The organism is Mesotoga prima MesG1.Ag.4.2 (assembly GCF_000147715.2).
Lineage (GTDB): Bacteria > Thermotogota > Thermotogae > Petrotogales > Kosmotogaceae > Mesotoga > Mesotoga prima.
The window spans coordinates 1,399,590-1,423,474 of sequence record NC_017934.1 but is presented as its reverse complement, the minus strand read 5'-3'; the positions used below and the strand labels follow the sequence as shown (position 1 = coordinate 1,423,474).

24 protein-coding genes are annotated in these 23,885 nt (G+C 46.4%); 10 read left to right on the top strand and 14 right to left on the bottom strand.

All coding sequences use genetic code 11. From position 1 onward, the window contains the following. Window positions 1-4 precede the first annotated feature (4 nt). From rsxA to ndk, 12 genes are all read right to left on the bottom strand, one after another. Entirely contained in the window at window positions 5-586 is a 582-nt protein-coding gene (rsxA, locus tag THEBA_RS06810; protein ID WP_006486766.1) for an electron transport complex subunit RsxA, read from the bottom strand. 13 nt (window positions 587-599) lie between these two features. After that, a complete protein-coding gene (gene rsxE / locus THEBA_RS06805) occupies window positions 600-1,214 on the bottom strand; it encodes an electron transport complex subunit RsxE (RefSeq protein ID WP_006486765.1) in 615 nt (204 codons plus the stop codon). Beyond that, window positions 1,211-1,933, bottom strand: coding sequence for an RnfABCDGE type electron transport complex subunit G (locus THEBA_RS06800; RefSeq protein ID WP_006486764.1), 723 nt, complete (start codon window positions 1,931-1,933; stop codon window positions 1,211-1,213). Before THEBA_RS06800 ends, rsxE begins: the two co-directional genes overlap by 4 nt. Then, the gene (locus THEBA_RS06795; RefSeq protein WP_006486763.1) at window positions 1,926-2,876 is read right to left on the bottom strand and encodes an RnfABCDGE type electron transport complex subunit D; all 951 of its coding nucleotides are present in this window, start codon (window positions 2,874-2,876) and stop codon (window positions 1,926-1,928) included. Before THEBA_RS06795 ends, THEBA_RS06800 begins: the two co-directional genes overlap by 8 nt. Continuing rightward, window positions 2,873-4,192, bottom strand: coding sequence for an electron transport complex subunit RsxC (gene rsxC, locus THEBA_RS06790; protein ID WP_006486760.1), 1,320 nt, complete (start codon window positions 4,190-4,192; stop codon window positions 2,873-2,875). The genes THEBA_RS06795 and rsxC overlap by 4 nt, the downstream gene beginning before the upstream one ends. Before the next feature lie 165 nt (window positions 4,193-4,357). Beyond that, window positions 4,358-5,815 carry a 5'-nucleotidase C-terminal domain-containing protein gene (locus THEBA_RS06785; protein WP_006486758.1) on the bottom strand — a complete coding sequence of 486 codons (1,458 nt, stop codon included), beginning with the start codon at window positions 5,813-5,815 and terminating at the stop codon, window positions 4,358-4,360. 13 nt (window positions 5,816-5,828) lie between these two features. After that, entirely contained in the window at window positions 5,829-6,179 is a 351-nt protein-coding gene (locus tag THEBA_RS06780; RefSeq protein ID WP_006486756.1) for a hypothetical protein, read from the bottom strand. Then, window positions 6,142-7,410, bottom strand: a complete 1,269-nt coding sequence (locus tag THEBA_RS06775; protein ID WP_006486754.1) for a glucose-1-phosphate adenylyltransferase — start codon at window positions 7,408-7,410, stop codon at window positions 6,142-6,144. The genes THEBA_RS06780 and THEBA_RS06775 overlap by 38 nt, the downstream gene beginning before the upstream one ends. A gap of 13 nt (window positions 7,411-7,423) precedes the next feature. After that, on the bottom strand, window positions 7,424-8,551 hold the full coding sequence (glgD, locus tag THEBA_RS06770) for a glucose-1-phosphate adenylyltransferase subunit GlgD (protein ID WP_006486752.1): 1,128 nt from the start codon (window positions 8,549-8,551) through the stop codon (window positions 7,424-7,426). Window positions 8,552-8,610: 59 nt separating this feature from the next. Further along, window positions 8,611-9,426 (bottom strand): zinc dependent phospholipase C family protein, encoded by an 816-nt coding sequence (locus THEBA_RS06765; RefSeq protein ID WP_006486750.1) that lies wholly within the window; start codon window positions 9,424-9,426, stop codon window positions 8,611-8,613. A 6-nt stretch (window positions 9,427-9,432) separates the two neighbouring features. Beyond that, a complete protein-coding gene (locus THEBA_RS06760) occupies window positions 9,433-10,611 on the bottom strand; it encodes a class I SAM-dependent rRNA methyltransferase (RefSeq protein WP_014730985.1) in 1,179 nt (392 codons plus the stop codon). Further along, on the bottom strand, window positions 10,611-11,054 hold the full coding sequence (ndk, locus tag THEBA_RS06755) for a nucleoside-diphosphate kinase (RefSeq protein ID WP_006486746.1): 444 nt from the start codon (window positions 11,052-11,054) through the stop codon (window positions 10,611-10,613). Before ndk ends, THEBA_RS06760 begins: the two co-directional genes overlap by 1 nt. A 125-nt stretch (window positions 11,055-11,179) precedes the next feature. Between ndk and THEBA_RS06750 the strand changes: the two genes are divergently transcribed. The 7 genes from THEBA_RS06750 to uvrC are packed head-to-tail and all read left to right on the top strand — an operon-like array spanning window position 11,180 to window position 18,692. Beyond that, a complete protein-coding gene (locus THEBA_RS06750) occupies window positions 11,180-12,130 on the top strand; it encodes a hypothetical protein (RefSeq protein ID WP_236609225.1) in 951 nt (316 codons plus the stop codon). A 1-nt stretch (window position 12,131) separates the two neighbouring features. Continuing rightward, window positions 12,132-13,016 (top strand): PSP1 domain-containing protein, encoded by an 885-nt coding sequence (locus THEBA_RS06745; RefSeq protein WP_006486742.1) that lies wholly within the window; start codon window positions 12,132-12,134, stop codon window positions 13,014-13,016. A 20-nt stretch (window positions 13,017-13,036) separates the two neighbouring features. After that, entirely contained in the window at window positions 13,037-14,935 is a 1,899-nt protein-coding gene (locus tag THEBA_RS06740) for a transketolase (protein ID WP_014730983.1), read from the top strand. After that, a complete protein-coding gene (gene rnc / locus THEBA_RS06735) occupies window positions 14,935-15,660 on the top strand; it encodes a ribonuclease III (RefSeq protein ID WP_006486738.1) in 726 nt (241 codons plus the stop codon). Before THEBA_RS06740 ends, rnc begins: the two co-directional genes overlap by 1 nt. Beyond that, a complete protein-coding gene (locus THEBA_RS06730) occupies window positions 15,657-16,469 on the top strand; it encodes a 50S ribosomal protein L11 methyltransferase (RefSeq protein WP_006486736.1) in 813 nt (270 codons plus the stop codon). Before rnc ends, THEBA_RS06730 begins: the two co-directional genes overlap by 4 nt. Next, a complete protein-coding gene (locus THEBA_RS06725; protein ID WP_006486735.1) occupies window positions 16,439-16,972 on the top strand; it encodes a DUF501 domain-containing protein in 534 nt (177 codons plus the stop codon). The genes THEBA_RS06730 and THEBA_RS06725 overlap by 31 nt, the downstream gene beginning before the upstream one ends. Next, on the top strand, window positions 16,965-18,692 hold the full coding sequence (gene uvrC / locus THEBA_RS06720) for an excinuclease ABC subunit UvrC (protein ID WP_006486733.1): 1,728 nt from the start codon (window positions 16,965-16,967) through the stop codon (window positions 18,690-18,692). Before THEBA_RS06725 ends, uvrC begins: the two co-directional genes overlap by 8 nt. A 32-nt stretch (window positions 18,693-18,724) precedes the next feature. Here uvrC and THEBA_RS06715 read toward each other — a convergent pair whose 3' ends face one another. Both THEBA_RS06715 and THEBA_RS06710 read right to left on the bottom strand, forming a co-directional pair. Beyond that, window positions 18,725-18,997 carry an HU family DNA-binding protein gene (locus tag THEBA_RS06715; RefSeq protein ID WP_006486731.1) on the bottom strand — a complete coding sequence of 91 codons (273 nt, stop codon included), beginning with the start codon at window positions 18,995-18,997 and terminating at the stop codon, window positions 18,725-18,727. A 111-nt stretch (window positions 18,998-19,108) separates the two neighbouring features. Beyond that, complete coding sequence (locus THEBA_RS06710) at window positions 19,109-20,452, bottom strand: TrpB-like pyridoxal phosphate-dependent enzyme (protein ID WP_014730982.1); 1,344 nt, start codon at window positions 20,450-20,452, stop codon at window positions 19,109-19,111. A gap of 542 nt (window positions 20,453-20,994) precedes the next feature. Between THEBA_RS06710 and THEBA_RS06705 the strand changes: the two genes are divergently transcribed. From THEBA_RS06705 to THEBA_RS06695, 3 genes are read left to right on the top strand one after another with little or no spacing between them, the layout of a single operon-like run. Then, window positions 20,995-21,885: a carbon-nitrogen hydrolase family protein gene (locus tag THEBA_RS06705; protein ID WP_014730981.1), complete on the top strand. Its 891-nt coding sequence runs from the start codon at window positions 20,995-20,997 to the stop codon at window positions 21,883-21,885. Next, window positions 21,882-23,072, top strand: a complete 1,191-nt coding sequence (locus tag THEBA_RS06700; RefSeq protein ID WP_006486724.1) for a CaiB/BaiF CoA transferase family protein — start codon at window positions 21,882-21,884, stop codon at window positions 23,070-23,072. Before THEBA_RS06705 ends, THEBA_RS06700 begins: the two co-directional genes overlap by 4 nt. Further along, on the top strand, window positions 23,069-23,776 hold the full coding sequence (locus tag THEBA_RS06695) for a DUF2877 domain-containing protein (protein ID WP_006486723.1): 708 nt from the start codon (window positions 23,069-23,071) through the stop codon (window positions 23,774-23,776). The genes THEBA_RS06700 and THEBA_RS06695 overlap by 4 nt, the downstream gene beginning before the upstream one ends. The last annotated feature ends 109 nt before the right edge of the window (window positions 23,777-23,885 follow it).

The following is a 23,885-nucleotide window of genomic DNA, read 5'->3' as shown; positions in this document are numbered from 1 at the left end:
CACCTCACAGTTTTACCAGGCCCTGGAATCCCATGAAAGCCATCGACAGCAGTCCGGCGGTGATCAAGGCGATAGCTGTCCCTTTAAAGGGTTCAGGAATTTCGGAGAGCTCCATCCTTTCTCTAATGGTTGAAAAGAGAATTAGAGCTAGGGCGAACCCCAGTCCGGCTCCGGCTGAATTCACTATCGTTTCCACTAGTGTGTAGTTTTGCTGGACATTCAGAAGAGCAAGGCCAAGAATCGCACAGTTTGTTGTAATAAGCGGTAGGAAGATGCCCAGAGCTTCGTAGAGTCCAGGGCTAGCCTTTTTAAGGAATATCTCAACAAATTGCACGAGTGTCGCGATTACGAGTATGAAGACAATTGTACGCAAGAAGGGTAACCCTAGGGCATCTAGCGCAATATTGAGTATCCAGGTGATTATCGAGGCCAGTATCATAACGAATGTAACGGCGATGCTCATTCCGACTGCTGTATCCGTCTTCCTTGAGACACCCAGGAAAGGACAGATTCCCAGGAATCTGGAAAGCACGAAGTTGTTTATCAAAATTGCCGATAGAAATATAAACACCAATCTGGTCGCCATCAGTCATTCCTCCTCATTTTTCTGCCTTTTTTACCTTGCTTCTCCTAATCCCCAAATAGTTGAAGAAGGCTGCGAGCATACCAAGGGCTATGAAGGCACCCGGGGGGAGGATCATGGCAAACATTTTCACATCAGAAAGATGGTAGCCGAAAATCGATCCGTTGCCAAGAAACTCTCTCACCGATCCCAGAAGAACCAGAGAGGCCGTGAAACCAAGGCCCATTCCTAGACCATCGAGGAAGGAACTGAAGACATCATTCTTCGAAGCAAAGGCTTCGGCCCTTCCAAGAATTATGCAGTTAACGACTATGAGGGGAATAAACAGTCCCAATGTCTTCCATAGATCATAGACAAACCCATGCATCAACATGTCGATCACGGTAACAAAGGAAGCGATTATTACTATGTAAGAGGGAATCCTTATCTTATCGGGAATGAATTTCCTCACAAGAGATATTGTGATGTTCGACAACGCAAGGACAGCAGTAGTTGCGAGTCCCATCCCCAAACCATTTTCGGCGCTTGTTGTAGTTGCGAGAGTGGGACACATACCAAGAACCTGAATGAAGGTCGGGTTTTGTTTCAAGATACCGTTTGCCAGAATCTTGAACTTCGATTCTGCCATCATCTAACACCTGCCTTATCAAGGAATTCGGAGATGGCGTTGAGAGAGGATGCGACGGCTCTTGGAGTGATCGTTGCACCGGTCATCACATCGCTGACTGTCACTATCCCGTCTTCCCTCTTTCTTGCATCTATCTGGTCACCCACAGGGGTTACTCCAGCATCTTTGTCAACCCTTATGCCTTTGTCAAGTCCCTCTTTACTTACAGGATAGAACCTCTTCTGGACATCGGCATTTGCAATATTTGCTCCAAGTCCTGGAGTCTCCTGAGAGTATTCTAGAACCTTGATTCCATTTAACTTGACCCCATCAGGCTCCTTTACAAAGGCTGCCATTGATTTCACGTCGCCTCCGTAACCAACCGCGATACCAATCGCAATGAAGATCTCCGTGCCATCTTCTTTAACGAATTTGTAAGCAGGGCTTTCAACCTTTCCCTGATTGTCCTCGGTCCTGTAGATTATCCCTTCAGAGGGGGAAAATCCTTGGGGAAGCCACTCGAATTTAGCGAGCTCGGTAGCTGTTTGCGGGATGCTTTCTTCGTCAATTAACAACTCACCTGTATCTGAATCCGTAAGAACTTCTCGAATCGCCTTCAGCTTTGCGCCAAGCTCTGCGTTGGCTATAGGTTCTTCAACTATCGTATAGACTACCGATAGAACCAGGGCGGCGATAATCGTAATAACCATCAGAGTAATCCCGGTCTTCAAGTAATCACGCATTGCTCTTCACCTTCTTTGGCTTTCCAAATATCCTGGGTTTTGTACCCATATCGATTAGAGGTACAAAAGCATTCATGACCAGGATCGCAAAAGAAACTCCTTCGGGATAACCGCCAAACAACCTGATTATCATTGTCACTGCGCCACAACCAACTCCAAAGATCACGTGGCCTTTGATCGACATGGGACTTGTCACCATGTCGGTTGCCATAAAAAGAGCCCCCAGCATTAATCCGCCGCCAAAGACGTGATAAAGAGGTGAACCGAAGCCGGGATTAACTCCATTGAAAATTGCGGCCATAATAACGACAGTTCCAATGTATGCAACTGGTATGAAAGGAGAGACTCTCTTTCTGAACAGCAGCCATCCAAAACCAAGGAGTAGGAGCAGAGCGCTGACCTCACCAAGTGATCCTGGAATTGTTCCTAGAAACATCTCCTGCAGAGAAAAGACTCTTGGTCCGCCTTGCTTCAATATCGCCATTGGAGTTGCTGTAGTCTGCATATCGAAAGGACTCAACCACGTAGTCATCTGAACGGGAAAGGATATCAGGAGAAAGACCCTGCCAACTAGGGCGGGATTAAAGAAATTCTTGCCTAGCCCACCAAAGACGGCCTTCGCAATTACGATGGCCACAAAGACACCGATAAGAGCTTGCCACCACTCCACGGCGACAGAGAGATTCAGAGCGAGAAGCAGTCCGGTGACGGAACCGCTGAGATCCGGTTTGAAGTTCTTCTTCCTTCTAATGAACCGCATGACAAAGAAGTCAAGTACCTCGGCGCCGGCTGTACAGACAACTATCAGGACAAGTGCCTTCAAACCGAATGAAACTACGGCCCATACAGCCGCTGGAGCGAGGGCGATGAGGACATCGAGCATAATCTTTCTTACGCTGTCTTCTGATCTCAGGTGAGGTGCTGCCATCATTGAGAGCTTCACTTCTTCGCACCTCCCTTGAGACTCCTGTAGACTTTCTTATTGAGCTTGAAGTTCTTTACGAGTTCTATGTTTGCTGGGCAAACATATGAGCAGCTTCCGCATTCTATACAGTCCAGGAGTCCGTTCTCTACCTGTTTGTCATACAATCTATTCGTACCATAGAGATTCAGCAAAAATGGCTGGAGGTTCATCGGGCATACGGTTGCACACTTCCCGCATCTTATGCAGGGGAACTCTTCAAGTGGATCGCTCTTCATAAGCAAAGTGATCCCCGAAGTGCCTTTTACAGTCGGGACGTCTATCTTGGGGACAGTGATTCCCATCATAGGACCACCAAAGACAATTCTCTCAACGATTTCCTGTGCGCCGCCGGCGTATTCGATCAATTCGCTGGCCATAACACCAATACGCGAAATAACGTTTAATGGCTTCTTTATTCCTTCGCCGGTCAGTGTGACTCCTCTTTCTACAAGCGGATGGCCAAGTTCAACAGCTTCGTAAACTGCAAATGCTGTTCCTATGTTGTCAACAACGACACCCACGTCGAGCGGAAGTCCTCCTGAAGGCACCTTCCTCTTCGTAAGAGCATAAATAAGCTGCTTCTCGGCACCTTGCGGATATTTCGTTTTCAATCTCTTCACCTGAATTGGAGTAGACCTCACCGCCACCTCCATTTGTTCTATGGCCTTTTGCTTATTGTCTTCGATGCCAATTACAGCGTTATCAACCTTAAGCGCTCTCATAATCGCTAGAATGCCTCGAACTATTCCCTCGGAGCGTTCTAGCATGTACCTGTAATCTATGGTCAGATAGGGTTCGCACTCTGCTCCGTTCAGAATGAGAAGGTCGATCTTCTTTTCTTTTGGGGGAGAAAGCTTGACGTTCGTAGGGAACATGGCGCCACCCAGACCAACAATTCCTGCGTCCTTTATCCTCTGGATAATTTCCTCGGGCTCGAACTGCTCGTAAGGCTTTGCAGGTTCTAGAAGTTCCCACTCTTCTTCGCCCGATTTTTCTATAACAATTGCATCGTCAGGTTTTGAAAGAGTCGGATGGTAGTACTTTGCGATCTCCTTGACTTCACCTGTCAGAGGAGAATGAAGATTTGCGGAAATGAAACCACTGGCCTCCGCAATCAATTGACCTGTCTTTACGCTGTCTCCAACGTTCACAAGTGGTTTAGCAGGAACACCGGCGTGGTTTGCAAGAAATACATAGACCCTTTCGGGAAGCGGCAGAACGCTCAGACGGGAATCTTTAGACAGTTCCTTTTTCTCTGGCGGGTGCACCCCTCCTCTGAAGGTAGGCAACCTCATTTAGTTATCACCTCTCAACCTTAATCAATAGATGTTTGCCTTTCTGGGATCCCGAATATCATGAAAGAAACTTCGACTCAAAAAATGACTGGGATTAACAAACAAAAGGAGCGGTCGCTCCGCTCCTATTATAGTACAATGTTTGAGTCTTAACTTAATCTAAAACTACTTTCTGGTTATTCTTCCGCTATCTGGGTAAGAGGTTATCGGGCTGATCTCTCCAACAAACTCGACTACAACGTCGGCGAGAACGAATCCAGTGTCGTAACCTGAGAGGCCAGCAAGAATTTCATAACCGTCACCGCCAGAGGCAAGGTAGTTATTTGTAGCCAGTTTGTACAACTTGTTATCATCAATAGGTTCTCCGTTTACGAGAATATCCTTTGCTTCTTTGTTCTCAATTACATAAGTTACTCCACTTACCTGAGCCATCGCTCCCTGCCCCGCTTCTCTCGTTGCCGTGTACTGGAGAATCTCTCTGAGAGCGGTGCCGGGTACTTCCAAAACGTACAGCGTGTTTCCAAACGGAAGAACTGTAAGAATGTCGCGATACGTTATTGGACCAGCCTCTATGGAAGCTCTGATTCCACCAGAATTTGTCAAGGCTAGATCAGCACCGGTTTTCCATACCATTGCGTCACATATCAAGTAACCAAGGTTCGTGTCCTGTGACCTTACTACTCCTCTATCCCCCTCGAGTCTTATCGCGGTCTCTCCGACAACGATATTAAGAGCTTCTCCGCCGGCCTTCTTGAAGTAATCAAGCACAGTTGCCACGGCGAAGTCCGGTTCGATCTCTTCGGCGATAACCGGGAGATTTCTGAAGGAAACGAAAATGACCGTATCATCAACGATTTCAAGTTCGAGCTTGCCAAGATTCTTCGCCCATTCTCCTGCCGATACGATTATTGTCTCGTTGATTATCTCAGGCCTTTCGTAGAAAGTGTGGCTATGACCGTCGACAATGACATCGATACCGTCAACCGCTTTCGCAAGCTCCCAGGAATTGGGGCCGGCAAGCACGGGATTGCTTCCCATGTGAGTGAGCGCAATTACGATATCCGCCTGAGCCTCGAGTTCAGGAATGATCTCTTTGGCAACTTCAATTACGTCTTTCCACTCGTAGTCTTTCGCATAGAGGTACTCAAGGATTTCCGTTTCTTGAGTCGTAAACCCAACGATGGCTACCTTTATTCCTCCGACTTCCGTGATCATATATTCCTGGAAGGCCGGTTCACCATCCTTGTAGATATTTGCGCTTAAGAACGGGAAATTTGCGATTTCCATCTGTTTCGCAAGTACGGAAGCATCGTTATCGAATTCGTGATTACCGATGGCCATTGCGTCTAGCTTCATCAGGTTGAGGGCTACTATATCGGGTGCAGCGTCCTGCAAATCCGATTCGGGGACACCGGTGTTGATATCTCCGGCATGCAGGAATAGAGTGTTGGGATTCTCAGCCCTGACCTGATTTACCAGGGTGGTTATAGCCGCCAGTCCACCGTAATCACCTTCCGGCCAGATATGTCCGTGAGTGTCGTTGATGTGCAGAATAGTAAGCTTCTGGCCCATCACAAATACTGCCATGATCAGCAACAGGGTAATAAGCAGAACTTTCTTCATAACTCATACCTCCTTATGAAATATCGGTGATATTGCCAACGATTTCAAAATCGAAGGATTTCTCTCCTTCAATTATATGGTAATTTATTATCTCTATTTTTGCGCAGTTTGAATAAACTGTCCTTGAACTTTTTTCCATTTGAAGGCCATTGATTTCCGTTTCTTCGGGCTCTGCAAGGTATATGGATTTGATAGTCAGTGCGAGTCTGAAGTACCATGAACTTAGCCTTCTTGAGACCATTATAGTATCCACTGGTGCCAGTACCGTAACCATCGCAGTACAGACTATCAGAATTGCGATGAGCAGTGTAAAAGAAGCTACTCCCTTACGCTTTGGGGGAAATGGTTTTACCGCCTTCAACATCTCCCTCAAAATCCTCCTCTCTAACGTGATTGAGAATGGCACTGTTCTTTCCTATCTTTGTGTTTTGTGGAATAACCACGTCAGATCCGACGACTACGATTCCCGCGTTATAGATGTGAGGCTGCGTCTCGTGTGGAACTTCATCTCCATAGCCGAGAACTACTCCGTCCTTCACAAACGTTCCTTCACCGACTATTCCTCGTTCTATAACAACGTTTCTGCCGATCTTTGAATTTGTCATAACCACAGAGTTTTTCACGAGCGAGCCCTCGCCAATCTGAACTCCTTGAAAGATTACAGAGTTTTCGACCCGTCCGTAGATCTCCGCGCCTTCGTTAATCAAAGAGTTTCTTACGTATGAGCTCGTGCCAACGTAGGCAGGCAGATACTCCTCGGTTTGAGTATAGAACCTCCAGGAGGGATCGTGAAGATTGAATGGAGGGATGGGCCTGGTCAGTTCGATATTTGCCTCCCACAATGATTCAATTGTTCCGACGTCCCTCCAGTAACCCTCGAAAACGAAGGCAAATAGTTTCCCGGCGTTGTCTTGGACGATTTTTGGCAAGATATTCTTTCCAAAGTCGTTGTCGCTTTCGGGGTCCTTCTCGTCTTGTATAAGTCTTTCACGCAGGAACTTCCAGTCAAAGACATAGATGCCAAGAGAGGCGAGATCCGACTTTGGTTCCTTAGGCTTCTCCTGGAAATCCGTTATCTTGTTCTCGAAATCCGTAATCATCATGCCGAATCTGTGTGCCTCAGAAAGCGGCACGCGCATACATGCTACGGTTCCAGTTGCGCCCTTGGAGAGATGATAATCTATCATCTCGTTGTAATCCATTGAATAGATATGATCGCCAGAGAGTATTACAAGAAGTTCCGGGTCAAAATCATCAACGAAATCAATGTTTTGGAAGACTGCGTTAGCAGTTCCCTTGTACCAGTTTGAGTCTCCTTGAGCTATAAATGGAGGGAGGATTACAACTCCACCGTCCTTTCTGTCGAGATCCCAGGGACGACCAATCCCAATGTGCCGGGAAAGAATGTGGGGCCTGTACTGAGTAAGAACACCGACTGCCGTGATACCGGAGTTGACGCAGTTGCTCAAAGAAAAGTCAATGATTCTGTACTTCCCGCCGAAAGGCACTGCCGGTTTTGCAACCTCATCGGTGAGCAAACCGAGTCTCGTCCCCTGTCCGCCGGCTAATATCAATGCAACAACCTTCTTGGCCATACAATCACCCCGCCTAAATTACGCCGTGTTTTTCGATTACAGTGGGATCTTCGGCTTCACCGACAAAACTTCTTCCCAGCCTCACGGTGCAGTACTTGTCCATAATGACGTTCTCTATATAAGCTCCCTCTTCAACCAAGCAACCCTCAAGAAGAACTGAATTCTTCACAGTTGCGCCCGCCATCACTCTCGTATCTCTGAATAAGACTGAATCCTCTATTCTTCCACCTATTACGCATCCATCGGCAATCACAGAGTTATTCATATATGCAGTTCCGGTGATCTTTGGAGGTGGAAGATCCTTCAATTTGGTGAAGACTCTGCCGTTTTCGTAGAAGAGCTCCCTCCTTATTTCAGGATTAAGTATGTCGAGGTTCGTTCTGAAATAGCACTTTTTACTCAGCTTAATATCCCGCCAATACCCATTGTACCTGTATTCTCTAACATTCAATGAAGAAAGATTCGGAGAAATTATCCCTTTCACAAGCTCATTTTCACCATTGGGGACCGCAGAATAGAGCAGTTCTCTCAATAAAAACTTGTTTATGAAATATATGTCAAGCGCAACACAGTCGCCTTCTTGCGGGTTTTCCGCAATCTTTTCCTTTTCGATCCACTTGACAACTCTTCCGTTTCTACAGACCACTCGGTCCATTCCTTCCATACCGCATTCGCCTTCTTTGTTGCCTGTCAAAACGGTTATATCGGCAGCCGTGTCAAGATGGTATCTGAAGATCTTTGCTAGATCAGTCTTGAAGATGTGATCTCCTGAGCCGATCAGCACCGAGTCCTCATTGCCTCTTCTAAGAATGTTTATGTTCTGGAAGAGAGCGTCTGCAGTTCCCTTGTATCCCATGGAAGGATTGTCCGGAGAGTAATAAGGCTGCAGTATGAAAAGTCCTCCCTGTTTTCTATCTAGGTCCCATTCCTTTCCCGAACCTATATGGTCCATCAGGCTTCTCGGACTGTACTGCGTGATTATCCCAACCTTTGATATCCCAGCGTTGACCATATTGCTGAGCGTGAAATCAATGGATCTGTACTTTCCGTAAACTGGCAGTGCAGCGCTGGCCCTAACCTGAGTAAGAGGAGTCAAGTACTCACCCCGCCCGCCTGCTAGAATTATGCCGAGAACTTTCATATGATCACCGTATTCCAGATCTGGATACGGCCTCCCTCCCTTCTGTACGAATTTGTCATTCAGTATTCCATTAGTGGCAGGTTTGTCATAAGAGAGACCCGTGGCAAAGAGAAGTCGCCCACTCCATCAAGATAATTTTGCAAAAAATGAACGGCGTTGTCAAAGGCCTCTTTGTACAATTCATGGAACGTCTTCTTGCTTTCCCAACCGGCAAAACTGTGGAACCAGGGCTTCATTGCCAGATTCAAAGGATCGGGATGTGTATCTTCAAAGAAGGCCTCTTCAGGAGAACCCTCTCTTATGCTAAATCGTTTCAGAATCAAGGCCAATCTTGACCTTCCGTAAAGACCTTCAAAATAGTTATTCATCGACTCTACTGCCCTTTGAAAAGAATAGCCCTTTAGTCCATAGAACTCGAGCGATATATCACGGTACAGGTCTTCAAGCGCTGCAGGAAGGGATCCAGAGAATTCCGCCTTTGGATCGAGATCGAGAATGTCAGCCTCAATTCTATCTTTAAGAATGACCTTATCAATCATTGTCTCAAGCTGTCGATATTTGTAGCCGTTTCCCGCTCGTGCTACGATATAGTGGTTCACGGTGGCATCTAGAAAGTAATGGCAAATTACTCCAAGCGTGTAAAAGCGCGAGATACCCCCAGCTCGCTCGCAAAGTGCGATTGCAAATTCGTCGCACCTGATAGTATGAGAAAACCTCCAGAGCGAAAACTCCGGATCGTCTTTGGAGCAATATAGTCCGGGATCCGTAAAGAGGCATCCAAGATTGAACTCCTCTCTTTTGTCGGCTTCAAGATCGAGTCCTATCTCTTCCAGAACATCTTTTCCGTACATGATGTGAGTCCAGAAGCCGGGCAAGAAAATTCACTCCTTCTCCACCAAACCCCACAGACACTTCAAATAAAGACTCTCAGGAACCTCTACAAGCCAAGGATGATCAGGCGATTGCAGCGTGATCGTCAGATGAGAAAACGTAATACCAGTGCGTTCCGTCGATCTTCTTACAGACTCTACCAAATGATCGATGCCAATATTGTAGGCGCATGTGCACAGCCCCAACACCCCCCCATCCTTCACCAGTGGCAGAGTGCCCTCTACAAGTCTTTTGAAAAGTGAAATTCCATGCGGAAGCTCTTTTCTGTGCTTAACAAAGGATGGCGGGTCCACTACTACTATATCAAAATAATCCTTCTTTTCAAATCCAGCAAGGAAGTCAAGAACATCGCTCTGAACGAATTGCAGCTTATTATCCAGCTTGTTCACTACCGAGTTCATTCTTCCCTGCTCTAGGTCGTCTCCCGATTTGTCCACACAGATTGCATCGGCTCCAGAACACGCCATATTTAGACCAAAACCTCCTGTGAAGGAAAACAGGTCGAGGCCTTTCTTTAGAGACAGTTCTTCCGTTATTTTCCTGCAGAACGTTCTCGAGTCTCTCTGATCATAGAAAAAACCAGTCTTCTGGCTATTCTTGACATCTACAAGATACTTCAGGCCGTTTTCCTCGATTTCGATTGAATCCGGTACCTCACCAAAGATCAGGCCCGTGTGTCTCTCAATCTTCTCGTCGACTCCCATTTCGAAGTCACTGCGCTCGTAGATTCCATTAGGTTTAACAATGTCCCTGAGGAGTCTCAAAATCATTTCCCTTTTTTGCTGAATGATAAGATTTCTGAACTGCATTGCAATAATCTCTCCATATCGATCGATTACCAGTCCAGGAAGCCTGTCGCCCTCACCGTGAACAAGTCTGTAAAAAGGTCTGCTGAAAAGCCTTTCTCTCTTTCGTAAGGCATTGCTCAACAGACGTCCAAAGAAGCCTTCTCCAAGCTCCTCATCCTTATTAGTGAGAACCATGATTGCCCGACTTGAAAAGGGACTGAAGAATCCCTTTCCCAGGAATTCATAACCGGCCGAGAACACATTGACTTCGCATACTTTGTCTGTTGGGCCTTCGAGTGACATGATTTCGTCCTTGAAGATCCAAGGATAAGAATTAAGGACCTTTCCCTCCTTTCCTTTTTTTATTCGAGCAATTAGCATTAAAGCTGGCCTTCAATCACGAGTGAGTAATCGTTGATCTCACTTTCATCAAAGAATATCCTTGCCTCTCGCTCGGCACTCTCGACAGAATCCGAAGCATGAATCAGGTTCTTTCGAACTGAAACACCAAACGAACCTCTAATGCTTCCGGGGTATGCCTCTGTCGGATCGGTCTTTCCGACCAAAACTCTAAGTCTTTTTACGGCATCTTCACCTTCTAGAATCATCGCCACCACAGGGCCGGACTGCACGAACGCCAGCAGGGGTTCATAAAACTCCTTTCCGGCGTGTTCTCGATACAATTCTCTTGCTCTCGATTCTGAGATCCTGAGCATTTTCAGGGCGACAATTTTGAAGCCCTTTTCTTCGATTCTCCTTATTATTTCGCCGACAAGACCTCGCTGTATCGAGTTTGGCTTTAGATATGCGAATGTTCTCTCCACAATACTTCCCTCCGCTCAAAAACTATATTCGTTGCTATAATTAAAACATGCAGTGGTTCGATGGAGTAGTTAACGATAGACTTTCCCGACTCTTGGCGCGCAGTTCGGGCATAAGTATTACTTTGGTGGGCAGGGACAGTGAATACCTGAAAGTCCTGGCAACGTCGATAGTTGAAGGCGATCCGAAATGGAGTAAAAGGCGATACGTAGAAGATTTTCTTCTGATCGAGCCTGAAAGCGGAAACATAGGCATCGATAGAATTCGCGACATAGAAGAAATCATGCTTCATAGACCGTCGGGAGACGGGAAGAAGTACGTGCTCATTCATCAATGTGAAAGGATGACAGATGAGAGTGCTAACGCTTTCCTGAAAATCCTTGAAGAGCCTCCCAGTTTTGCAACCCTCATCATGACGACAACCTCCTGGCAGTCCCTTTTGCCGACAATTAGGAGCAGAACCGTTTCGATGAGGGGCGAGGTTCCGAGAGAATTGATGGATGAACTCAGAGCAAAGTACGGAAAACGTGTTCCGGAAATCTTTGCAGCTTCGAGGGAGAACTTCACCATCTTAAGACACTTTCTAGAGCAGAATCCCGATTCAGTCGAGTCCGCTTCTTTTGAGGTTCCTTCAGATCTTGACGGTCTGGTTGAACTGATTAAGGAGGATGTCTCGGAGAGTTTCGAATCGATTGTGAGAAAAAGAAGAGCATTTGTAGCTCTCAGTAGAAATTTCATATCGACTGACAGTTTTTTCTCGACTTTCAGACGGGTTTCCTCTGTCTTCACCGGCTCCGGATCATTCGAGAGGGCTCGGGAATTAGTGAAGGTTGTCAGAAGCATTTTGAGCGACGCGGTTATTGCTTCGGTAAATCCCAGCAGTAAGTCGCTTACTAACCTTGATCTGATAGAATGGCTAGTGGACTACGATTTGGGAAAGGAAATTATGACGGATTTCATTTGGTGCGACAGGTTTCTGAGACAGAGAACATCTTCACTGAGTTCTACGTTAGTTGCTTTAAGAGCTCTAAATTCGCTTTCCAGAAACCTTTTGAGAAGAGAAAACGGAGGTAATTGAGATGCCTGAGATATATGGAACGGTGTACGGAGTGGAATTCCACCCTGTTGGGAAACTCTATCAGTACACATCGAGTGAGGGACTGTTGAAGCAGGGCGACTATGTATTGGCAATTAGCGAATTTGGACTCGATGTAGGCAAGGTGATGTACGGCCCTGTTGAAATCAGGATTGATGATTCGAAGGAAGAGCTGAAGCCGATTGTCAGAGTTATGACTGACGAGGACTGGGAAACTGACTCTAAGAATAAAGAAGAGGCAAAAGAGGCAATGAAGACTTGCCAGGAACTGATAGAGAAACACTCGCTTCCAATGAGACTGTTAGAGGCGAGATACATGTTTGACCGTTCGAGAATCGTCTTTTATTTTGGCGCCGACAGCAGGGTTGACTTCAGAGAACTCGTGAAGGACCTTGCGCGGGCGTTCAGAACGAGAATAGAACTGAGACAGGTAGGTATACGGGACGAGGTTAAGATGAAGGGTAGCCTTGGGCTTTGCGGTATGACGGCTTGCTGCGTTCGTTTCCTCAGGCAGTTTGAAAGCATAACTCTCAAGCATGCGAAAAAGCAGCAGTTGTTGATAAATCCTGCAAAGATCTCTGGTAGATGTGGAAGGCTGCTTTGCTGCCTTTCGTACGAACAGGAACTTTACGAGAATGAGCTCAAAGATATACCGGATGAGGGTTCTCTTGTTGATTATGAAGGAAAGACCTGCAAGGTCTTGACAGTCAATATTTTCATGAAGATCATTACTCTCGTGTCCGATGACGGACAGATGTTGAAGGTTCAGTTTGAGGATTTCAGAAAGAGTCAGAGAGCAATCATTCAGGACACAAACCCTGATGAGCTTATAAAGAACAGGGATGAAGATATTTCTATTGACGACTGAAGGATGAATGGAGGTTGGATATGGCGGGATTACGAACGAGAGAAGAATTGAAAAGACTTGAAGATCTTGGAAGGATATGCAGAGGTGACATCATAAAAATGACCACGGTAGCAAACTCAGGTCATCCCGGTGGTTCGATGTCATCGATAGACATCTTCCTCTCGATCTATGATTTTGCAAAGAATGATCCGAATAAACCATTTGATCCCGAACGCGACAGGGTTATTGTAAGTCACGGTCACACATCGCCGGGTGTTTACTCGACCCTCGGAAGGTTGGGCTTTGTTGATATCGATGAAGTAATTGCTGGCTTCAGACATCCAGGCTCGATATTTGAGGGTCACATAACAAGGGGAATTCCTGGAGTAGAATGGACGACTGGAAATCTCGGGCAGGGACTGTCGGTCGGTGTTGGTATGGCCTTAGCATCAAAGCTGAGTGGTAAGAACAATAGAGTCTTTGTTGCAATGAGCGATGCCGAGCAGGCGAAGGGTCAGGTTGGAGAGGCCAGAAGAACTGCCGTGAAGTACGGGCTTGACAATCTGGTTGTTGTCATAGATTACAACGATGCTCAGATTTCGGGGAGAGCCCACAACATTATGTATGTCGACATTAAGGCCAATTATCTTGCCGATGGATGGAAGGTAATTGAGGTGGACGGCCACGACTATCTGGAACTGAACGAAGCTCTTGTCGAGGCTGAAGATTCAAAGGGGCCCGTGGTAGTTATTGGAAAGACAATCATGGGAAAGGGAGTTTCCTTCATGGAAGGCGATGTTTCTTACCATGGGAAACCTCTGGACTTTGAAAAAGCCGCTTTAGCTCTTGCCGAACTGGGTCTTGAGAACGATATCGATAGATTCGTTCAAATGAGAAAAGTTCTTCCTTCTTATCACGAGCAGGTTCAGGCAATAGACGAAGATGTCAAACCTTTCACGGGGGATCCTATAGTCTATCCAGTTGAAAAGAAAACCGACAATAGATCTGCTTTCGGAAAGGCGGTTGGAGATATTGGAAGACTGAACAAAGGCAGACTTCCAGTGATGGTTGTAGACTGTGACCTGAAACCTTCAACGAAAGTGAGCGAGTTTGAAAAAGTCTGGCCTGAAAACTTCGTTCAGATTGGTGTTCAGGAACATAACGCAGCGACATTGGCCGGTGCCGCTTCGGTGTGTGGTGTCCTAACCTTCTTCGCAGACTTTGGAGTGTTCGGTGTCGATGAGACTTATAATCAGCAGCGCCTAAACGATATAAACAAGGCAAACGTAAAAGTTGGAGTGACTCACGTGGGAATCGACGTGGGTGAAGACGGAAAGACTCACCACTGTCTTGATTACATAGGAGCTCTAAGAAATTTCTACGGCTTCAAACTCATAGTGCCTGCCGATCCAAATCAAACTGACAAAGCGGTAAGATTCATGAGCGAGACGAAAGGGAACTTTGTTATCGCCATGGGAAGATCTACAATGAACCCAGTGGCCGATGAAAATGGAAATCCTTTCTTCGGAGAGGAATATAAATTCGAATATGGAAAGGTCGATGTAATAAGAAAGGGAAAGGATATTACCCTCGTCACGACGGGTCAGGTGACTCACCACGCAGTTAAAGCTGCCGACGAGCTTAGATCTCACGGAATAGAAGTCGCTGTTCTAAACGTGAGCTGTCCTCTTGGAGCAAATTTTGACAGCGTAAAGGAGTTCTTCTCCTCTATTGTTATTTCTTTAGAAGACCACAATGTGGCAAGCGGTCTCGGTTCAATCCTCGCTGACTACCTAGTAGGCTCTGGAATTATACCGAAAAGTTTCGAGAAGATCGGTGTCGAGAGATACATGTTCTCCGGAGACAACGAACTGCTTTATGATCTCGCAGGTTTGTCCAGCAAAGCAATAGTCGAAAGGATCAGGGGTATCATTAAATAATGCTAAGCGCTGAAGAAGAAAAGCTGATAGAAAAGTTTTGCAGAATCAATGGAATTGAAGCAGACAGAGAGCTCGTTTTTAGGGCTCTCTGTCATTCCTCATTCACAAATGAGTTAGCCCAGAATGGGGAGAGAACCCTTGAATCGAATGAAAGAATGGAGTTTCTCGGAGACGCCGTTCTCGAACTCTCCCTTGCCAAGACTCTCTACAATGAGTATTATCTGACTGAAGGAGAGATGTCGAAAATAAGGGCAATGGTAGGAAGTGAGAAGGTTCTCTCCAGCGTTGCGAAGACCATGAGAATCGGCGACTTCATATTTCTGGGAAAGGGGGAAAGGCAAACCGGAGGGGCAGAACGAGACTCTATTCTGGCAGACGCCTTTGAAGCGGTCCTTGCTGCAATCTTCCTGACTGGAGGTCTCGGGGTTTCGGTGGAGTTCGTTCAATCGAAACTTTCGGATTACATCGAGAGAGCCGTAGAAGGAGAGCTGATTCTTGATTACAAAACCTCTCTTCAAGAGTTGACCCAGGCTCGCTTTGGTTCAAGGCCTTTGTATGAGACTCTCCTCGACGAAGGTCCGCCGCAGGAGAAATGGTTCAAAGTCGGTGTCTTTCTTGATGGGAGTTTAATGGGCGAAGGAGAGGGGCGCACGAAAAAGGCTGCCGAACAACTGGCAGCAAAGCACGCCCTTGAGATTCTGAAAAAGTCGGGGGCGAAGAAATGAGATACAGACACTTGATTGCTTTTGTAACGCCCGAGGAAAGTGATTCGATCGAGGGGATGAGCTGGAACGAAGGCTTCACAAATCTATACTTCGAGGAAATCGAAGGTTCTGGAATCTCATTGCACGTTCTTCTTGAAGAAGGAGAGGAAGTCCCGGCTTTTCTTCGCGAGATAGAGTTTTCAGATCTCGGCTTCAGCGAGGAGAGAGATTGGTTTCAAAAGTGGAAGGAGACCTTAGTCCCGTTCAACTTGTGCGACGGGTTCGAGGTCATTCCCCTGGAAGAAGAAAAGATGGTCGGTTCAGGAAAAATCGGAATCATTCCGGGAATGGCCTTTGGTACCGGGTTACATGAATCTACGAGACTTGCCGCCGCTATTCTCAATGAAACCGTGAGAGAGGGTTTAAAAGTGCTCGATGTTGGCTGTGGAACCGGTATTCTCTCAGTGATTGCTGCCAGGAAAGGTGCTGCAGCTGTAGTTGCCCTCGATATAGACGAGCACTCTATCGAAAAGACAATCGAAACCGCGCGAATCAACGAGGTCTCGATAGAAGCAAGACTGTCGGATTTTCTTTCTGCAGTGAAGCCGGGAGAGCGTTTTGATCTCATAGTCTCAAATATGATCGCTGAATTGTTGATGAAATTTGTTTTGGATCTTCCAAAGTTTCTTACTGAGGATGGGATGGTAATCCTTTCGGGGATCTATAAAGACAAGTATCGGGAAATAGAGAGCCTCGCAGAAGAGGAGTTTTCGATTGAGAACGTCAGGGAAGATGGAGATTGGAAAGCAATAACATTGAAAAGAAAATAGTTTCGCTTCAACTCGGAAGAGCTGTGAAGAATGATTTTACAGTTGCCAGGCTTTGCAATTGGGGCTTTCCTCAAGTAATCGAGTCCTCGCTTATCTCTGATGGCAGGCCTTTTCCAACCCTGTTCTGGCTTACCTGCCCTTTCTTGAAAGGAGAGGTTTCCAGGCTTGAGAGTAAAGGAATGATCTCTCATCTCGAGAAGAGGATTGAGCAGGACAAATCCTTCGCGACCGCTTTTCTCGGTGCACATCGTGAGACAACACTGCTTAAAGAGAAGATACTCTGTGAAGCCTCTGTGTCGGGGGAAAGCCGAAGACTCCTTCTTGATAGAGGTATCGGGGGAATCAGAAATCTGAAGAAAGTGAAGTGTCTTCACCTTCACCTTGCGAACTACCTTGGTGGGATCGATAACCCCGTGGGAAGAGAAGTCTGGAATCTTCTAGAGAAGAAACAGTGTTCTTCAACTAAAATAATCTGCAGAGAGTTGCTGAGAGAGAATGAATGAAGCGATACTCAACAAAGCCAGTCAGCTTCCGGAGGAACCGGGAGTCTACATATTCAAGAACGAGAAAGATGACGTCGTCTACGTTGGCAAGGCCAAAAAACTGAAAAGGAGAGTCCTCTCATACTTCAGAGAATCAACCTGGTCAAAGAATGAAAAGGCAAGGTGTATTGCAGAAGAGGCGGAAGATCTCGACTTCATAATGGTTACGTCGGAGCGAGAAGCTCTCCTTCTCGAAGCAAATCTGATCTTCAACAAGAAGCCGAAATTCAACGTCTTGCTCAGAGATTCGCGTACCTATCCCTATATTTACATTTCGGCTGATCAATACCCATATCTAGCGATTACGAGGACAAAAGAGCTTGAAGGTTCTTATTTCGGTCCGTATACCAGCGCAGGCCTTGTAAGAAAGCTGCTTGAATTTCTCCAGAAAGTCTTCAAAATCCGTACGTGTACTTATGAACTTAGCAGAGTCAAGAAACCATGCTTTCTCTATCACTTGAAGATGTGTTCGGCGCCCTGTGTAGAGAAAGTCTCTCCCGAGGAGTATCGAGAACAGCTTTCTGCGTTGATCGAGTTTCTAGAAGGAGACACATTGAAGGTAAGGGAAGCACTCTTGAAGAGAATGGCGGTGCTCTCTGAGGCGCTGCAGTTTGAGAGAGCTGCGGAAATAAGGGATATTCTCTCGACAATGGACGATCTTTATGCCTTCCAGGGTGTTGAAGCCCCACTGGATCTTAAGGCAGATGTTCTGGCCGTTTCGGCCGGACTGGCAGCGTTGCTTCAAGTGAGGGGCGGCATGCTACTAGGAAAACTGATTTTCGATTTTCCAGAGGGAACTCCGATAGATTTCATCACGCAGTTCTACTACGCCAAGGGAAACAGGATGCCAAAGGCCTTGATCGTAACTGGATTGAAGAAGAAGGACATAAAGCAATTCAAAAGGGATTTCCCGTATATTGGGGAGCCCCGTGATGAACAGGAAGAAAGGCTGCTGAGCATCGCATTCAAGAATATCGACGAAGAAATGAAGATAAGACTAAATGCGACACATTCGCTTAAGCAGGCCCAGCAAATACTGGGCTTGAAGCGGTTTCCTTCAAGAATAGAGGGAATAGACATCTCTCACACACAGGGACTCTACACAGTCGCTTCTGTAGTCGTTTTTGATAACGGTAAACCCAACAAGTCGGAATACAGAAGATACAGGATAAGCGAACTGGAAGAACCAAACGATTTCGAAGCGATGGCGACGGTTGTGAAGAGAAGATATACAAAGCACCCGCTTCCCGACCTTCTCCTGATCGACGGAGGCGAGCCACAGCTTAGAGCAGTGGAAAAAGCGTTTGCAGAGATAGGCATTCAAGAATATGAAATTGTTGGTCTCGCAAAGGAGTTCAATGAGCTTGTTTTTTTAGATAACAGGGACAGAGTGAAGCTGAAAGAAGAGCATCCTGTTTTGAGAATGATAATTTCCATAGACGATGAAGCCCATCGTTTTGCTATCAACTACCATAGGGTACTCAGAGAAAGAAGATTTCAGAGCTCAAAGATTGATGACATTCCGGGAATCGGTCCAAAAAGGAAGAAGGCGCTAATGAGGGCGTTCGGAAGCGTCAAGGGCATTGCAGAAGCTTCTGAGGCCGATCTTTACTCGGTTCTCAGAAACAGCAAAGCCGTTGAAGCCGTTACTAAATGGGCAAATGAAAAAAGTGGAGACTGAGCTCCACTTTTCTCTATTGGTTAGGATAATTGCTATTGTACTTTCTCTTTAAGTTCTTTTCCGGGTCTAAATTTCGGAACCTTGCCGCCAGGAATTTCGATTGCTTCCTTTGTTCTCGGGTTAACTCCCTTTCTTGCCTTTCTCTTGGTAACCTCGAATGTCCCGAAACCGACAAGTTTCACTTCTTCATTTTTCGATAGCTCTTCTCCAACGACATCGATGAAACCGTCTATTACGTCTCCAACGAGTTTCTTGGTTGCTCCAGTCTTTTCCGCGAGCACAGCAATAAGTTCCTTCTTATTCACAGGTACACCCCCTAGCTAGAATTCACATCACAAAACAATTCTAACATTTTCTACTTGATTATTGCAACAGCCGATCCACCGAAACCGTTTAACAAAAGGACTTTCAAATAGTTACTGTTCTACGATGCTCGATTCGCGCAGCTTATCGAAGTTGAGAACGTCTCTGTGCGCCTCGAGTGTGCTTGTAAATGAGGACAAATCAAGCGCGCCATTTCCGCTAAGTGTAAATACAATTACTTTCTCCTCTCCAGTTTCTCGGGCTTCGATTGCTTTTCGCACGGCACCGGCAATTGCGTGACATGATTCCGGAGCGGGAATGATTCCTTCGGTCGTTGCGAAGAGAAGTCCTGCCCTGAAGGTCTCTTCCTGCGGGAAGGCAATGGGAGTAACGATTCCTTCTTTCACCAGTCTTGAGATGAGAGGCGCTGCGCCGTGGTATCTCAGTCCACCTGCATGAATTGCGGGTGGAACGAATTCTCTTCCTAGCGTGTACATTTTAAGTAGGGGTGTGAAACCGGCAGAGTCTCCACTGTCGTACCTGTACTCACCTTTTGAGAGTGAGGGACAGGATTCCGGTTCGCATGCAATGAACTCGATATCATCACCGTTAAATGTTCTCTTTACGAATGGGAGGATCGTTCCGCCAAAGTTAGATCCACCGCCGTGGCAACCAATAATCGAAGAGGGCTTCTCCCCAAGCATTTCAAGCTGCTTCTCGACTTCCAGTCCGATTACTGTCTGATGAAGGAGAACGTGATCGAGAACGCTTCCCAAGGAGTACTTCTTCGTCTTTGAATTGAGTACGATTTCAATTGCCTCACTTATTGCCATTCCCAATGAGCCGGAGAAGTTCTTTCTGTCTTTCAGGAAGTTTCTTCCGCTTTCAGTGTTCTCTCCCGGACTTGGTTCCACGGTGCCGTCGAACATTCTCATCATGTGTTGTCTCATTGGTTTAGACTGAAAGCTGTTTCTGACCATGAAGACTCTTACGGTGAGACCGAACTTCCTTCCGGCGTAAGAGAGGGCGCTACCCCACTGACCGGCTCCGGTCTCGGTAGTGAGCTCGGTGATGCCATCGGTCTTGTTGTAATAGGCCTGCGCGATAGCCGTATTGGTTTTGTGGCTGCCAGTCGGGGAGTTTCCTTCATACTTGTAATATATTCTCGCCGGGGTGTTTAAGTACTCCTCAAGAAAGGTAGCTCTGATGAGTGGGCTCGGGCGGAAGACCGCATATTCGTCGAGAACCGGTTCGGGAATTGGAATGAACCGCTCTTCACTCATCTCTTGTTCTACGATTGACTTTGGGAAGATCGCCATCATATCTTCGGGGTTTATAACTTCATTTGTTGCCGGATTCAAAGGCGGATCCATCTTGAATGGCAAATCAGCCTTTATGTTATACCAGCTTCTCGGCAACTCCTCTGACTTCAAATTCACTACAGTTCTCTTCTTCATGCCACTACCTCCTTAAAATAAAAGGGGCTCTCCATCATGAGAGCCCCTTCAGTATGGGTTTACCCTGGTAGCAAAAGGCTAACCCCCATTGAAGGGGCTGCTCCACCACCAGAACATATTCAGTTTATTTAGATATACGCTATCGATCATACATAATCCCTCACAGAATTTCATTAATCAACTATACAACCTAAGTATGTTACAAGTCAAGTGATACTTCGAATTTCGAACAATGGGATTTTAATGACGATAAGTTATAAATCATAGGGAAGCGATTGGAAGTATTATTGAGCATATGAAAAGAGCGCCGAATACTTGTTTTTGTTTCTACAACCACCAAATTTCTCTCGGTTCAGAGAAAAACGTTTTGGTCCAGAGATATTGCCCTTTCCTGCTTTTTTCTTGTTTCAGATTTCCAATATGGTGAAAGCAATTTCGCGGCAGACAGTAGGGTGTGTAGATAACGCATCTTTAATTGGCATCTAATGTGCTAGATTGTGACATATAGATGCTCTTTTTGTTAAATGAAAGGATATCCCATCATGAAAAACTTTGTCTCGGCAGCCATTCAATTTGAAGCAGAACCTATGAACGTCAAGGTAAATCTTCAAAAAGCTTATCACTTGATAGGCAATTGCAAAAGGGAGACCGGTGCTTCCCTCGTGGTTTTGCCCGAAAGCTTTACTACGGGGTTCACTCCGATTGGAAACGCAGAGTCTCTCTGGGAGGTAGTAGATTCCATCCCCGGTAGTCTTACAGATGAAGCTGTCAGATGGGCTCATGAGTTCGATACTTACATATGCTTTCCCACTTATGAACGGGGGAAAGAGCGCGCTGTCATATACAATAGCGCAGCCATCGTCGGTCCTGAGGGGATGATTGGTGTATATAGGAAGACCCATCCCTTCCCTACTGAAAGACTGTCGGCGGGAGGTTGGACAACTCCGGGGTCGGATCCTCTTGTGGTTTCGGCGTCGATAGGAAAAATAGGTGTAGTGATTTGCTACGATGGGGATTTTCCTGAACTTGCAAGGGTTACGGCACTCAAGGGGGCAGAAGTCATCTGTCGTCCTTCTGCTTTTTTGAGAACCTTCGACCAATGGGAACTCACTAATAGGGCCAGAGCATATGATAATCATGTCTACTGGATTGCATCTAATCTAGTCGGTAAGGATTCAAGCGGGTCAAACTTCTTTGGCTCATCGATGATTGTTCACCCGTCGGGGATGAAGCTGGCACAGGCATCTGGCTGTGAGGAGTTTGTTTCGGCGATGCTTGAGGCCGATCCTATAAGAAAGATAACTCCGGGCGCTTCAAGAGATCAGATATTTGACCACATAGAAGATAGAAACCTTGATTCCTACAAGGGAATACTCAGCGAAGGTAAAAGCGCTTTTCAGCCTTCAAAAAGAATTCCATACAGGAGGAGATGAACTTGTCAAAGCCGCTTGAAGGAATTTCCGTTCTTGATCTTACGCGGGTTCTTGCAGGTCCATTCTGCACAATGCTTCTATGCGACATGGGCGCGAACGTTGTGAAGGTAGAACGGCCGGAAGGAGGCGACGACTCGAGATCGTTCAGCCCTTTTGTGGGTGATGACAGCGCATACTTCATGAGCATAAACAGAGGAAAGAAAAGCATTACATTGAATCTCAAGACCGTTGAAGGAAAGAAGCTCCTTGAAAGGCTTATTGAGAGGTTCGACGTACTTGTGGAGAACTTCAGACCGGGTGTATTCGAGAGACTTGGTTTTTCGGCGCAAAGACTGCGTGAAATCAACCCCAGGCTAATCTACACATGTTCATCTGGGTTTGGGCACTCCGGTCCCATGAGTCATAGAACTGCCTACGATCTTATCATTCAGGGCCTGAGTGGAATGATGAGCATAACAGGTCCCGACGAAAACAGTCCGACAAAGGTCGGAAGTTCCATTGCAGACATCTTCTGCGGAACCTTCGCCTGTATCGGAATTCTCGCCGCTCTCCACAGCCGTAATCTCACCGGCAAAGGACAGAAGGTAGACGTGGCAATGCTTGACAGCATGGTCTCCGTTTTGGAAAATGCCATCGCAAGGTACGCCGCGACCGGCGAGCCGCCCGTTCCGATAGGAAATAGGCACCCTTCAATCGCGCCTTTTGCATCTTTCAAGACGCTTGATGGGATTATCAATATCGCAGTTGGGAACGACGTCTTATGGGAGAAATTTTGTAAGGCAATTGGAAGACCGGAAATGTGTGACGACCCGAAATTCGTCAATAATCCTGCAAGAGTAAGAAACCTCGAAGAACTTATGGAAATCCTTGGAGGAGAACTAGAAAAGAGAACCTCAGACGAATGGCTGGGTGTCTTCGGGAAGCTTGATATTCCAAGTGGAAAGATTAACAATATCGCCGACATATTTGAAGACGAGCAAATCAGAGCGAGGGAAATGATCGTTGAAGTTCCCCACAGATGTGGAAATGTCAAGATGCCGGGTGTACCGATAAAGTTCTCGGATACGCCGGCCTCGATTGCCGGGCCAGCCCCTCTCTTAGGGGAACACAACCGGGAGGTTTATGCTGGGATGCTGGGGCTTAGCGATCTGGAAATGGAAGAGCTGAAGAGAAAAGGCATTATATGATTTACCTCTATCCTTACGAAAGAAGTTCAGACTGGCAAGAGAGTACATATAGACTCACAGTGAAGACGGCATTCAGCAAATCTGTGAACTTCAGAGACGAACAAGGGAGAAGATACTCACTTCTAGTCGATGATGACGATTTCCTGCCACGATCGGCATTGATCGAGGGACTTCCTCCAATGGCAAGCGGTCACGAAGTTGGAATCGATATAAAAGGCGCCGTAGTGAAATTCGATCCTTCAGCCATGAGCGGACTGCCGGATAGAAAGATGAGGGGATTGTGGCTTGAATGGCTAAGCTTAATGGACAATGCTGAACTCAAATGCATTCAGGAAAACCTTGATGAACCATTCAGACTGGTGGGTCTTGGGCCGGGCCTCACGCCGGCGGGAGATGATTTTCTTGTCGGATGGATTACGGCCTGTAAGTTGGAAGGGAGAAACACAAAGAAGTTGTCAAGTGAGATAGAGGAAGCACTCAGTCGAAAAACCACCTGGTTTTCGTCCGAAATGATCAGGGATGCACTTGACGGAAAATTCTGGAAGCGAGGAATAGAACTTGCACTAGCGCTCAATGAAGGCGACTCCTTTCAAGTCATGAAAAGGGCAGGAAAAATCATTAACTGGGGACACTCCTCTGGAAAAGCATGGCTTGCGGGTTTCGCTTACGGAATTGAGAGAGGAAGTGATCCACAGCTTATCTGAGTAGATCTCAATGTCTTAAATGAGAGTTATTATGTAGGGTCTATCGAATTGTCAGAGTGAATATTAAACATTTGATAAGTAATTATTACTAGAACTGCCGATATCGTTT